Below are 13,548 nucleotides of genomic sequence, written 5' to 3'. Positions count from 1 at the left end.
TTACCCCTCTCCTAAAAGCAGCACTGTCTGTTCTTCGTATTTCTTTCTATCAAGAATATCTAATTTTTCGTCAGTGATAATTCCTGCTAAACTTTTAATTGGACAAACAGACGAAAAAGCTTTTTTATCAAATTTGCTTGAGTCTGCCAGCAGCCATGTTGTTTCTGCCGCTTTGATCATGAGTTTCTTAATTAACGATTTTTCGAAGGTCGGAGCTGTAACTCCTGAATCAATATCAACGGCATGTGCTCCTAGGAAAAAAATGTCCACGTGAATGTTTTTTAAAATTTCTTGTGTCGGCCAGCCGTATAAGGCCCCCACTCTGTTTTGCAATTCACCTCCTGTCACGATGACTTTCAATTGGCTATCAATTAATTCAGCAGCTATTTTAATATCATTTGTGATAACGGTTAAATCTGCTCTGTCTTTGATTAGCCTAGCAACCTCCATTGTTGTTGTACCTGAGTCTAAAAGAATGCTTGCATTTTCAGGAATGATAGTCAGCGCTTTTTTGGCAATCATCTGTTTCTCTCGGATATTTTTTTCTTTTTTTGACGCATAAGGAGTTTCCCCCATAAGAGACTTTGGCGACACAGCTCCGCCGTGGATACGAATTGCTTTTCCAGCTTTCTCAAGCTCAGCTAAATCACGCCGAATGGTCATACTGGAAACATTTAATTGCTTTGAAAGCTCCTCAATATCTACTTTTCCTTTCGTAATAACTTGTTTTTCAATCCATTGACGGCGTTCAAAAAGCAACATCTGTTTCAGCCTTTCATTTTATTTTTGTTCATTTTTAACATCGTTATATGTTCAATATATGTTACCTTTGTTCGTTTTAGTTCATATCTTTATTAATTTTTTAAATATTTAGCGAAGTTATAACTCATTAGAACACAAAGGAAATAAAGCAAAAACACTCTTTGCTTTTTTACAAAGAGTGTTCATTTTTAACATAAGAATGTTACAGATTATTTTTCATAATAAAATGATTAAACGTCGGCTTTTTGAATGCATGTCCATCATTCATTAAATAAGAGCGACAACTACTTCCCTGCAAATGCATCATATTCTAGTGAACGATGCTAAATGAGGTTCTTTTGAAATGAAAGTTACAGTTGACTATTCACCAAGTTCTTTAGCTCTTCCATATTCTTCACTCGTTTATTAAATGAGATTACTTTATAAAACTTGTCTTTCTTTAATTTAATTTTTAAATAAGAGACAATAGCTTCTTACTCTTCTTGTTTGATTCCCACACTAAGCCCCCGTCTTGTCAGAGTCGTTTTCGGTGTTCATCTCGTCAATATAATGAAACAGAGCTTGTAATGCATGAATAGGTTGTAAAGAAACGGGCTTTTTTATGGACAATTTTTGTATAACCATGAGTTTTGCGACACACTCTTGACAAACAGAAGGACACTATTATATTCTAAAAACACATTTTACACTTAACTACACAAAAGCGTGAAAGCATAAAAGCATAAAAGCATAAAAGCGTTTAAGTGAAAAAGTTTAGAAAGGGAATTTATTAAAATGAGAGAGCAGTTTCCGTCTTAAACAGTCTTTGGTTATCATCTTACCTATTATTCCTAAAATGTTTTTTAGTTCTATAACACTATTATTATTTGTAAGTAAACCATCATTTAATATCGCAATAGAAGGGCAGGAGCAACATGGAAAAAAATCATCAAGATTTAAAGAAAGGTTTATTACCTAGACACGTCCAATTTATTGCTCTAGCAGGCATGATTGGAACGGGTATTTTTAAAGGAAGTTCAGATACGTTAAATATAGCGGGTCCAAGTGTCGTTTTTGCTTACTTATTAGGGGGCCTATTATTATTTATTGTGATGACGGCATTAGCTGAGATGGCCATTGTATATCCCAACTTAAACGTTCAGCATCTTGTATATAAAGCTTTTGGCTTTCATATCTCCTTTATCGTAGGATGGCTTTATTGGATCAATTGGATTATTGTCACTGTTGTTGAAATTTTAGCAGCAGGAAGCTTCCTAAAATATTGGTTTCCATCTGTACCGTTATGGCTTTTAAGCCTCTTTTGTACCGTTTTGATCGTTGGAATTAATTTGTTTCAAGTGAAGTACTATGGTGAAATTGAGTTTTGGTTTGCAGGAATCAAAATTTTCGCATTAACAGCCTTCATTTTATTAGGTTGCGGTATTTTATTTGGCATTATTCCAAGCAATATTGATGATCCTTTTTCTAACTACACTGCACATGGCGGGTTCTTTCCTCATGGAATTGGAGGAATGTTAAGTGCCTTTTTAGTCGTCATGTTTTCATATGGCGGGGCTGAGTTAATTGGTGTCGCTGTTACAGAAACAAAAGATGCAGAGAAGGTATTGCCAAAAGTAATAAAAGGAACCATGTGGAGAGTCATTCTCTTTTATATTCTTCCTATTCTCATTATTTGTGGTTTAATACCGTGGAATAAAGTGACAGGGGAAGAAAGTCCATTTGTCCAAGTATTCAGTATCACAGGGCTTCCTGGAGCCGCACATATTATGAATTTTGTTCTTATTACTGCCGTTTTATCAGCGGCTAACTCAGGGATCTATGCCACCTCTAGAACATTATATTCCATGGCTCAAAGCGGTGAAGCTCCAAAAAGGTTTTTAAAGATTTCCAAACAAGGAATCCCTATCAACTGTATTATTATCACAGCAACATGTATATTGTTTGGGGTATTTTTAGCTTATATGACTCCAGATCAAGTCATTAGCTATTTAATGACGATACCTGGTTTTACGATTCTTTTATTATGGATGAGTATTTGTTTAGCGCAACTAAAGCTTCGTTCCCAATATAAGGTGAAACCATACTTCCGGGTAAAAGGATTCCCATACACAACGATATTAGCTGTCGTATCTTTATTGATGATCTTCATTTCTTTTATCTTTAATAAAAATAATATGATCGGTTCTACTGTTTGCCTTGTCATATTAGTACTGCTGACCGCATTTTCTTTTATGAATAAAAACAGAAAAGGAAAAAACGGTGAATATAACAAGGCGAAAAAAAAGGATCTTGTGCAAAATCTCTGAAGCTGGGACCTTTCAGTGTATTTCTAGAAAACGCAGCCATTTATCTTGTTATTTGCGGTATAAAACCTCGGATATCAAATGGTATCCGAGGTTTTTTGATGCAGCTCTTCGCGATGTTCGTTTATCTTTGTAGTTCAGTATATCGCCAAATTCTGGATACTCCAAACAGGTCACGGTAGATTACAAGTGTTTCATCTTTCGTTACTTTGTGTGCTTCCTCGATAGATGGATAATCTAAATAAACCACATTTGTGAAGTTTGATATTCTCCCCTTATAGCAGACAGGAAAAAGATACACTGTCTAACTATAGAGGAGGATTTTTTAGGAAAGGCTCTGTTCATTTATAGGCTCATCACCAGTTCACTCTGGTATGAGTCTATTTTATTTTTTAAAGATAGGAGGCTCTGTTGGGAATGAGTCTTTAAACTGTTCAAGCCCTGGCTACCGAGATGATTGGGCATCAGGCCTATATCACCGTACGAACCTATGGAGAATGTGAAGCTATGGTACCAGATTCTCGATGAATCAACCTATTTTGAGTAGGGATGTATCAAAATCGAAAAGTTGTGCTGCTGCCTGTTTATCTTACGGAAATCCGTTTCAAAAGCCAGTAACTGTGGAACACTCGCCCACAGGGATGTCTTTTTTGGTCAACCTCTTAGAGGAATGATATAAATGTAACTTAGACATTCAATCTCCATATAACATGGGTTGATTTGGTTGATACTGCTCTTAAGAAATCGGACGAAAAAGAGCGAAACATACTGATGAAATGATTGAAAATCACTGATGACCATTGATTCACCGCTCGGAAGGAAAAGAAAAACGAAAAATCAAAGATATCTCTTTGCGTCAACGTATGACAGCCGTTCGATGAATCATGATGGAAGGTTATCTCAGTAAAGCGGTGGCTGCGATGTTGAACCTCCATCGCCAATCCGCGTCTACCTATGTCTTCTTAATTCAATGAAGGAGGACTTGAGAAGCTGTTCGATAACAAAACACTACCGCATCTCACGAAAGAACAACAAAGCGAGTGAAAACACATGATTCTATACATCCCCTCCCAAGTAAAGCCGCTTCTTGGGATGCCTGTATCATTCAGGCCAATATGGGATTTCCATGACAATGGCCGGAGTGAATAGCATGCTTCATCACCTTGGATTCTCCCACACTCGTCCGACTTATACGCTGGCGAAAGAAGATGAACAGAAGCAACAGGCATTAGCGCAAGAGATAGAGATGATTAAAAAACTCATAACCGATGATATGCTTCCGTTGTCTGCAGAGAGCATATTCGTTCCTATCAAGCATTGCGAGCCACATGGGCAAAAGTAGATCCCTACGTATGGACAGCATGCGAATGTGACGCTATTTGGTAAAAACAATGTAGGATTACCACTTTTCTGCAAAATGATGTAAAATTGGATTTGGGGAAAGTTGTTTCAGGATTATCTATTATTTTACTATTATAAGGGCATTGTAGTCTTGGCATCCGCCGATTAGCCAGTGAAGACAGAGGACGAGCCAAGTTTTTCTGCCATATCCCCGATAGGAACGTCACCGGACAAATCAAAAGTGTTCGCCGTTCGGAAAGTGCATGCCCAGCCGGCAAACGACAGCTTGGTCGACTTCGGCAGAAAGACCGCAAATAGACCTGTGACAACTAGTATTTACCGGTAAATCAACATACCTAGATATCGATGATTGTTGCGGCGGTGAAGTGGATTATCCCGCAATACATAGTTCGAATAAATAAAAATAGTGGCTCGTTCTTAAAATCCTCTGCTTTTGGCATAGGCTTTGCTAAATCACCTGTAAGATAGGATTCACATAATCTAGCTTTCTTTATAGTTAGATAAATGTAACTTAATGTTTAGATATTTTTGCATCAAAAAAATTTGTAACCGATTCATGACTATCTAGATGTCGAATGTTTAAATTAAAAATTTATATAGCAGCAAGATATCAGAGGTGGGAAACATGATAAAAAAATTTAAATTCAAACATATTATAGGTATGTTGGCAGCTTTTTTATTTATATTTATTGGCATACAGGTCTATTTCTTGTTTTTTAAAACGTTACATATACAGGTCAAAGGAAACCTGATGAACGAGAATGTTGAACTTCAAGCAAATAATGTCAAATTAGAGAAAATAAAAAGCGGAACGAAAACATTGATTAAATCCAAGGATTATTTTACAACTTATAAACTCTCATCCCCTCAATTTTCTCGTGAGTACGGTAAGTTCACCGTTACAGTAAGAAAATTAGACAACAATGATGTCTTTGTGTTTACCAAGTTTCAAAATCAAACTAAACAACCTATAATTATTGACCTTTCCTTGTCTTTTGGACAAGACTTTACTAGTTATAAAGTAACTCGCTTTCATTCCGAAAAAATAAAACATGAACATGATCCAACTTTAGGAGTGGACCCTACTTCTACTCCGCACGGCTTAATTGAGCTAAAAGGAAAAAGAGCCTATGCCAACATGATGCTCAGTAAGAATTATAATTCGATGGAATTAATAAAAAAATACAATCAAACACAGCAAAGCAAGTTACGTGAATTGATAAAAGAAACAGATGGAACTGAAATCACTAAAAAGGGGCATCATATTCTTATTAATATGCCGCATTTTGCTGAAGGGCAAAGTTTATCCGAGAGTTGGATTTTGTACTCCAATCAGCCACTCTTTAACAAGAAGGAAAATTTTAAAGAATGGGAAAAGCATACGTTAAAAGAATATAAGAAAATTAACAAATGGTACACGGCGGAAGGACCATTTGGTAAGCTTCCGTGGTCTATTGAACCATCAACTAAGCTTGGATATGGACGGTACTTTGCTCTTGTGCATGACCGTCGCTATGTGGATCATTATGAAAATACGAAAGAAAGGTATTTTTACGATTTTATCGTGAACTCAGTTGCTAATTTATTAACCTATGACTCTCAATTAAATAAACCGATACCGACTGAAATTACAAGTACATGGCTGAAAGACAATTATGGCATTATTGCTCCTTATTACGATACACGTTTTAATGAGTACATAGCTATCCATTTAAAAAGAATAAGCAAGCTTTTAGATGTACCCGAATACAGGAATATGTCACTTTTTTATGCAGATTACTTGTTGAAACAAGTGAAAAAAGAGAACTATATTAAGACAGATAATGGTTATATTATTTGTGATTTCTATGGAAAGACACAAAAGAAAAAGACCCATGCTTCTTTAAATCATTCATTAGGGGAGATGAACTTCTTACTAGAAAGCTATCTGGAGACGGGGAAAAAGGAGTACTTAGCAGTAGCCTTAAATATTAAAAAAGGCATTGAGGATGTAGGAGATAAATGGATTAAAGATAACAAAGACTTATGGTATCAGTTAAATCCTAACTTTACTTTCCACGGAAAAGACTATCCGCTTCTAACCTTAGAAGATCTGTTGAAAGCTCAAAACAATTTGGAGAAAGCTGGTATAAATAGAAGTAAAATCTTTGACCAACTCATAAAATCTAAAACTCAGTACCTTGTAAATCATAAAATAGAGATGACAAAAAAAGTCATAGCCTCCCTGCAGCAGGAGGGATTTGGTGATTTGGTGAAAAATTATACGAATATATCGGATTACTAAAACATTGAAAAACCGACATAAGCAAGACGTTTATGATAGGCAAAAGAATGCCCCCATTTTTTCCGATGCGAAAGTTGAGTAATTTATATATCAAAAAATTCCTGTCATACGAATAATAAAAAGGCACTCTTATTCTAAAGTGCGATATTTCATTGCATTTTAGAAAAGAGGCCTTTATTAATTTGCATTAACTTTTAACCAGAACAGTTTTAATTGATGTAAAGAATTCAATAGCAGCTCGTCCTTGTTCTCTTGAGTGTGAGCTAGATTGCTTCATTCCTCCCCAAAAGGGGCCTGCAGTTCTACTCCTGCACTCTCTTCATTAATACGAACTAATCCCGCTTCAATTTCGTTTATGAATGATAGAGCATTTCCTATATTTTTGGTAAAGATAGAAGCACTAAGACCAAATGGAGTATCATTTATGATCGTTAATGAGATGGAAGAATAGATTTGCTTCGTATTGATCCATTGCTATAAATATCATCACTATTATTCTTTTTCCATCATAATAATAACAGTGATGGAGTTAAAAAATATGAAAATTTTTCATATCCTAATATTACATAGAAACCTTATCCTCTTTTAATTTTTAATAGGATAAACAAGTTGTTAAATTTTATTTATCAAAAACTGTTAATCAGTCACAATTTATTATCAAAAGTTGTAAGGCTTCACTTGACGGTTAAATCTCCTTGTAATTATAAGGTTCTATGTTTAATTTTAGCTATAAATTCAGTAACATAGTCTTCAAGACCAGCCACCGCTTTTTCTAGAAGGGAGAATATGCCCTATTTCTCCTAAATACGCAATTTTTAAAAATTCACCAAATATTCTCCCTCCCCCCCCTACCTCTGTTTTCATCCAGTTATTTCTTGATACTGGAATACTATCAAAGCCAAATGGAATATATTTCATCTTTTTTGAAATATTCTGTGCTAGTGTTCTATATTGGCGACCTGATGCGTAGTTTTTACTAACGAACAAAATGCTTTTAATAGTACTAAAATCAAATATTTCCTTTGCATTAATGAGTTCCTTGAACAGTTTTCATAGATGATTTCTTCCTCCTTTATTCCATGTTTGATAAGCTTAGAAACAATTACATCTGCTTCTGGGGTATTTTTATCCTCCCTATCAGTATGCTTCCTCCTGTTAGACTTACTCCACCAATAGCTATAATCCTTTTTCCTAATCCCATATTAAATGCCTCTATTTTTTTCTTCCACTGACCTAAACGAGTTCCAGCAAATACAAAGATAACGTCACAAGGCCCGGGTTCTTTCTGAAAAAAAGTAATGTCCTATTTGTTCTAAAGTTAGATCAGGTACTTCTGGTTCTTTTGACATTAGTGGTTTTTCCGTTTTTTATATTCCTCCTTCAAACTATAATTTTTCTTTAAACCTCCTCAAAGAAAATTATGATTTTTATACATGTTGATAACCTTTTAACTCTCTTAGAATGATCATCCATGCATTCCTTCGTCCTTTGTATTCACGAAGTGGAGGCCGGATATGCTCTTTTACTGGGGCTATGCCCGATTCCACATGTAAATTCCTACTTTTGTTTCTATATAAATATAACGTTGACGTTAACGTTAAATAATTGTATAATCGATTTAACGTTGACGTCAACGTTAAAAAGAGGTGTAACTTGAAATACGTACTCTTGATAGAAAGAAGGTAGATGATATGTGCGGAATCGCAGGATGGGTAGATTGGTCAAGAGATTTGTCTGATCAACAGCCAATTTTAAAAAAGATGACAGACGCTATTACACATCGAGGACCGGATGCGGAAGGATTTTGGACTTCAAAGCGAGCTGCATTCGGTCATCGACGTCTTATCGTAATTGACCCAGAGGGTGGTCTCCAACCCATGGTTTATAAAGACGGAGACTACACCATTACTTTGACTTATAATGGAGAAATCTATAACTATCAAGAATTACGTAAGGAACTTGAAGAAAAGGGTCATGTGTTCCGGACAAAATCAGACACAGAAGTATTGCTTCATGCTTATCTAGAATGGCAAGAAGATTGCATTGAGCACTTTAACGGCATTTTTGCCTTTGGCATCTGGGATGAAAGACGCAGCCAGCTTATGCTTGGCCGAGATCATTTAGGCGTCAAACCATTATTTTTTGCTCAACGTGGCAGCGCTATTCTCTTTGGTTCTGAATTAAAAGTTCTTCTTTCCCATCCACTGGTAGAAACTGAAATTGACAGTGAGGGTCTTGCTGAAGTATTTAGTCTTGGACCTATCCGTACACCGGGGCATGGTGTTTTTAAGGATATAAAGGAAGTGCGTGCGGGTCATTACATAACATTTACCCCTAATAAAGTAAACGTTAAACGCTACTGGACGCTTGAAAGTAAAGAGCATCTTGACGATGTAAATACAACTGTCGAAACGATTCGCTCCATCCTGGAAGATACGGTGAAACGGCAATTAATCGCAGATGTGTCTGTAGTATCTATGCTCTCTGGGGGGCTTGATTCCAGCGGTTTAACAGCTCTGGCAGCGAAAGAATTTGCAAAAAACGGAAAAACTCTGCATACTTACTCTATCGACTTTGTGAATAATGAGCGAGATTTTGAACAAGATTTTCTTCGCCGTGACCTAGATGAGCCTTGGGTGAAGCGTGTAGCTGAGCATATTGGCACTCATCATCATACAATTGTATTTGGCGCAGATAAATTAGTAGAGAATTTACTTGTTCCGATGCGAGCACGTGACCTGCCGGGCATAGGAGAACTTGAAACTTCTCTTTATCTTTTATTTAAAGAGATGAAAAAAGATGCAACAGTAGCCCTTTCAGGAGAATCTGCTGATGAGGTATTTTCCGGTTATCCATGGTTTCATCAAGAACAGTTTTTAAATGCGGATGTTTTTCCATGGCTTGTGAATATGAGTTTTATGTTAGATATTTTATCAGAGGATCTTAAAGCAAAAATTCAACCGGAGCAGTATCAGAAGCAACGATTCCAAGAAGCTGTCAGTGAAGTTCCTTTTCTGGATGGAGAAAGCAGCCTGCAAGCGAAACAACGTCAAATGTCCTATATGTTTATTACACGCTTCTTGCCATTTATGCTTGATCGTAAAGATCGCGCAAGCATGATGACTGGTTTTGAAGTGCGTGTTCCGTTTTGTGATTATCGTCTTGTAGAATATTTATGGAATGTTCCATTTGAACTGAAGAGCATTGACAATATTGAAAAAGGAATTTTACGCCGCGCCTTTCAACATGTACTTCCAGACGATGTACGTAATCGCAGAAAGAGTGCGTATCCAAGTACAAAAGATGCTGCTTACTTACAAGGCATCAGCAACTGGATGTTAGAGGTACTAAATGATTCAAACTCACCTATCTTGCCATTAATTGATGCGGATCGTGTGCGCGCAATCGCTGAAGGAAAAGATGAAGTCATTTCCGGAACGAAAGCTCGAGGTTTACTAGATTATTTATTACAAATTAATAGTTGGCTTCAAGAGTATCACATCCATATTCGCTTATAGGGTTTCCACTGGGCTCTGGTACAAATATGGTACGATCTTAGAAGATTCCTACAGATTACGGAATCGAGGTTTACGTAATAATTCTAAATCATTGATGGATGATTTTAGACAGAGTTGACCTTTAAAACAAGTTTCCCTTTTTTAACCATATGCATGGCTTCTATTCTAGAAATAACGGACTTTGCTGTGCGAAAGGATTTCAATCCTAACATAGAATGAACTCGCTTTTTAATAAATGCTTCACGATGCTATGGAGGTATTTTCATTTGCTTTATTTGGATGCTCACTGGCATCCTTTTTTTCTTTCTTCAGCTCTTCCATTGCTACAGGGCAAGCAGGAAAGAACTGAACTGGCAAAATGCCAGTTCTTTTTCATTTCAAGTCAAGCGAAAAGCCCGCGTCAATGACGCAGGCGTTATAATTGTTTATTTAACAAACACTCACTATCCGTTTGTCGAACATCAAAATTTCGTTTATTTGAGAAAATAATCTCTTACCTCCTGCCAATTGTTAACCCTAACATAACCTGTTTCATACACATTATGAGGTGATGTAAATAAAATTCCTTGACCTGAAAATCGTTTGAAATGCCGTACGTTATCATCAATAAGATAATCGGCATTAATAATGCTCTTGTCTCCACAAAATACAAAATTCATATCATTCAAGAAACTAAAATGTTCTCTTAACCATTCATATTTTGCTGTAAATGATGTCGGAAACTCCATTGCAGCCGTAGTAATAAAAATTTCGTAATGTTCACTTAATTCCTTTATTACTTCTTGACTATCCTTCATTACTTCTAAATCACGAAAGAAAGAAGGTTCCTTTAAATAATTCATAATTTCATCTTTCAAATGGGGGCGCAGCTCTATGAGTTTTTTTCCTTTCAAGTCTTCAACTGTAATATTTTCGTTGTGATCTCGATTGAAAAGTGCTAATTGTTTTGAAAGATAATCGGCAATTACTCCATCCATATCTATTGCAATTCTCTTCATAACCAATCCCCCTAATGTGTACAAGTTTGTTTTACTATACAAGAATTTCTTATTCCCCAAAACCGCTTCTTTTTTGTATGACATGTGAGATTAATATAACGTCACAGTATAGGAAGTAAGATTAAAACAAAAAAGAGACTTTATCATTCGGATTATCTCTTTTCTTCATCTGATGATTCAGTAAGCATTAATGTCCCTGTATCAATCATATTAATAAAAAAGCTAATCCAGACGTAAGGCCAAGCGATTTCTTTGACATGTAAGCCGTTAATGAAGCGGCTTTTTATATTGTTATCGTGTTATGAAAAGCATTATCATGTTTCTGGCTGTACTACAATCATACAAACAAGCAAAAATTTTTGATAGATTTTTACATCTCCCCTATTCAAATAAAATCGCTGTTTTATATTGCGATCTCATTCATCCATTCTGCGCTGACTTTTTTAAATAAACTCTAAAAAATGGACACGTTAAACAGAAAGAAATAGCTGAACTTAGGCAGCTGCTTTTCTTTGTTTAGCGTAGTATACAGCCTCAAATTCACATGGCAATACATAGCCAAGGGCTGAATTGCTTCTTTTATGATTGTAGAAGCATTCGATATACTCGAAAACAGCTTGTTTCATTTCTTTCCGCGTATGGAATCGATTCACGTTAAATGCACTCTTTCTGAAACAACTCCATACAATCGTTATCATAACAAATGTTCCCTTTTTTAGATGGGGACATCTCGAACCTAGTGTAATTAATTTTATTATAATCTCTCTGTTCTCCGTGTCCAATTTTTAGACTAACATTATTGAGAAATTTCCTCGTTCTCCCAACCACTTCCCTGCAGGTGAAAACGTAGAAAGATGAGGAACCCCTTTAACGCAGGAAGTAGCCGAAGCAATTCCGTGTGCCCACTAATCGGCGCAACGAATCAATAGAAAAATAAGTTTTTCAAAAAAGACATTTTAACAATGATTTTTTCAAAATTGGTCATCATTCTATCACATAGGGTATTTCTGGCAAAGAAAGTTGGTCGCTGTATCGAAATAAAGGTGATATTCACTACAAATATTGAATTGAAATAAATGATCCCCTTGTTTCTTTTCGCAAATGCTTCATCATGTGCTATTCTAATGATGGAAAAAAGAAAAAATAGAAAAGGTGTTTTTTATGAAATCATACATAGTCGTTGGAGCTGGAATATTAGGAGCGTCTACCGTTTATCACTTGGCAAAAGAAGGAGCTGCTGTGACGTTAATCGACAGAGGTGACAAAGGCCAAGCAACGGATGCCGCGGCTGGGATTGTTTGTCCATGGGTGTCCCAGCGTCGAAATAAGCTTTGGTATCGTTTAGCGAAAGGCGGAGCGAAATTTTACCCTACTTTAATAGAAGAACTGAAATCCTATGGTGAAACGGAAACGGGATATGCGCGTGTAGGAGCCATCTGTCTCCATACAGATGAAGAGAAGCTTCAAAAGATCGAGGAAAGAGCATTACAACGTCGTGAAAGCGCACCAGAAATGGGCGAAATTACCCGACTGTCTCCTGAGGAAACAAAGGTATTATTTCCACCATTGGCAGAGGAATATCACTCCATTCACGTCAGTGGCGCCGCTCGCGTTAATGGAAGAGCACTTCGCGATTCCTTAATTCGGGTAGCGCAAAAGCTTGGGGCTACTTATATCAAAGGAAACGCCAAACTTATCCATCAAGGTGCTCAAGTAATCGGTGTCGAGGTTGAAGGAAGACAATATGTAGGAAATGCCGTCATTGCAACGGCTGGTGCGTGGTCAAAAGAGCTGCTTCTGCCGTTAGGCATTGAATTTTTAGTAACGCCGCAAAGAGCACAAATCGTTCACCTTGAAAGACCGGAACGGGATACAGACAACTGGCCCGTTGTCATGCCGCCAAACAACCAATATCTCCTTGCCTTTAAAGATGGCCGGATTGTTGTCGGTGCGACTCATGAAGATGAAGTTGGCTTCGACTACAGAGTAACGGCTGGTGGATTGCATGAAGTATTAGACAAAGCGTTAACCGCAGCACCAGGGCTAGCCAATTGCACTCATTTTGAAACAAGAGTTGGGTTTCGTCCATACACACCTGGGTTTCTTCCGGTCTTTGGAGCGATTCCAGGGTTCGAAGGCATCTATGTGGCCAACGGATTAGGCGCATCAGGGCTCACGGCTGGTCCTTACTTAGGTTCTGAACTGGCAAAGCTCGTGCTCGGAAAACCAACAGAACTAGACCCTCTTGACTATGATGTCGCTGGGGCCATTAAAGAAATAGAATAAAACCCCTAGAGTCAATAAGGAAGCGTTCCCGAATC

The 13,548-nt window shown here is 36.9% G+C and carries 9 protein-coding genes and 2 pseudogenes; 5 read left to right on the top strand and 6 right to left on the bottom strand.

Annotated elements, in window-relative coordinates:
- A complete protein-coding gene (locus tag HNR31_RS13595) occupies nt 1-762 on the bottom strand; it encodes a DeoR/GlpR family DNA-binding transcription regulator (RefSeq protein WP_181556767.1) in 762 nt (253 codons plus the stop codon).
- Between the two features lie 914 nt (nt 763-1,676).
- On the opposite strand from HNR31_RS13595, the gene HNR31_RS13590 reads away from it, so the two are divergent.
- From HNR31_RS13590 to HNR31_RS13580, 3 genes are all read left to right on the top strand, one after another.
- Nucleotides 1,677-3,068 carry an amino acid permease gene (locus HNR31_RS13590; RefSeq protein WP_181556766.1) on the top strand — a complete coding sequence of 464 codons (1,392 nt, stop codon included), beginning with the start codon at nt 1,677-1,679 and terminating at the stop codon, nt 3,066-3,068.
- A 1,129-nt stretch (nt 3,069-4,197) separates the two neighbouring features.
- Nucleotides 4,198-4,407, top strand: a complete 210-nt coding sequence (locus HNR31_RS18875; RefSeq protein WP_258561084.1) for a winged helix-turn-helix domain-containing protein — start codon at nt 4,198-4,200, stop codon at nt 4,405-4,407.
- Between the two features lie 645 nt (nt 4,408-5,052).
- Entirely contained in the window at nt 5,053-6,711 is a 1,659-nt protein-coding gene (locus tag HNR31_RS13580) for a hypothetical protein (RefSeq protein WP_181556765.1), read from the top strand.
- A gap of 187 nt (nt 6,712-6,898) precedes the next feature.
- Here HNR31_RS13580 and HNR31_RS13575 read toward each other — a convergent pair.
- Together HNR31_RS13575 and HNR31_RS13570 are read right to left on the bottom strand one after the other, a co-directional pair.
- Nucleotides 6,899-7,149: pseudogene (locus tag HNR31_RS13575) on the bottom strand (aldehyde dehydrogenase family protein); the annotation flags it as partial.
- Nucleotides 7,150-7,461: 312 nt separating this feature from the next.
- Nucleotides 7,462-7,629 carry a hypothetical protein gene (locus tag HNR31_RS13570; RefSeq protein WP_181556764.1) on the bottom strand — a complete coding sequence of 56 codons (168 nt, stop codon included), beginning with the start codon at nt 7,627-7,629 and terminating at the stop codon, nt 7,462-7,464.
- Between the two features lie 773 nt (nt 7,630-8,402).
- Here HNR31_RS13570 and asnB point away from each other — a divergent pair.
- Nucleotides 8,403-10,229 carry an asparagine synthase (glutamine-hydrolyzing) gene (gene asnB / locus HNR31_RS13565; protein ID WP_181556763.1) on the top strand — a complete coding sequence of 609 codons (1,827 nt, stop codon included), beginning with the start codon at nt 8,403-8,405 and terminating at the stop codon, nt 10,227-10,229.
- A 104-nt stretch (nt 10,230-10,333) separates the two neighbouring features.
- On the opposite strand, the pseudogene HNR31_RS18870 reads toward asnB, so the two are convergent.
- The 3 genes and pseudogenes from HNR31_RS18870 to HNR31_RS19360 form a co-directional block, all read right to left on the bottom strand.
- Nucleotides 10,334-10,589 (bottom strand): annotated as a pseudogene (locus HNR31_RS18870) (IS6 family transposase); the annotation flags it as partial.
- Between the two features lie 113 nt (nt 10,590-10,702).
- On the bottom strand, nt 10,703-11,233 hold the full coding sequence (locus tag HNR31_RS13560; protein WP_220129540.1) for a 5' nucleotidase, NT5C type: 531 nt from the start codon (nt 11,231-11,233) through the stop codon (nt 10,703-10,705).
- A 488-nt stretch (nt 11,234-11,721) separates the two neighbouring features.
- On the bottom strand, nt 11,722-11,925 hold the full coding sequence (locus HNR31_RS19360) for an IS3 family transposase (RefSeq protein ID WP_374058318.1): 204 nt from the start codon (nt 11,923-11,925) through the stop codon (nt 11,722-11,724).
- A 463-nt stretch (nt 11,926-12,388) separates the two neighbouring features.
- Between HNR31_RS19360 and HNR31_RS13550 the strand changes: the two genes are divergently transcribed.
- Entirely contained in the window at nt 12,389-13,513 is a 1,125-nt protein-coding gene (locus HNR31_RS13550) for an NAD(P)/FAD-dependent oxidoreductase (protein ID WP_181556760.1), read from the top strand.
- Nucleotides 13,514-13,548: the final 35 nt, after the last annotated feature.

Source organism: Thermaerobacillus caldiproteolyticus, assembly GCF_013761245.1.
In the GTDB taxonomy this organism is placed as follows: domain Bacteria; phylum Bacillota; class Bacilli; order Bacillales; family Anoxybacillaceae; genus Thermaerobacillus; species Thermaerobacillus caldiproteolyticus.
This window is presented reverse-complemented; position numbering and strand designations above follow the sequence as displayed.

Coding starts and splice junctions, on each gene's coding strand:
- HNR31_RS13590 (WP_181556766.1), top strand. CDS start 1,677: ATGGAAAAAAATCATCAAGATTTAAAGAAAGGTTTATTACCTAGACAC.
- HNR31_RS19360 (WP_374058318.1), bottom strand. CDS start 11,925: ATGATAACGATTGTATGGAGTTGTTTCAGAAAGAGTGCATTTAACGTG.
- HNR31_RS13580 (WP_181556765.1), top strand. CDS start 5,053: ATGATAAAAAAATTTAAATTCAAACATATTATAGGTATGTTGGCAGCT.
- HNR31_RS13570 (WP_181556764.1), bottom strand. CDS start 7,629: ATGAAATATATTCCATTTGGCTTTGATAGTATTCCAGTATCAAGAAAT.
- HNR31_RS13595 (WP_181556767.1), bottom strand. CDS start 762: ATGTTGCTTTTTGAACGCCGTCAATGGATTGAAAAACAAGTTATTACG.
- asnB (WP_181556763.1), top strand. CDS start 8,403: ATGTGCGGAATCGCAGGATGGGTAGATTGGTCAAGAGATTTGTCTGAT.
- HNR31_RS18875 (WP_258561084.1), top strand. CDS start 4,198: ATGGCCGGAGTGAATAGCATGCTTCATCACCTTGGATTCTCCCACACT.
- HNR31_RS13550 (WP_181556760.1), top strand. CDS start 12,389: ATGAAATCATACATAGTCGTTGGAGCTGGAATATTAGGAGCGTCTACC.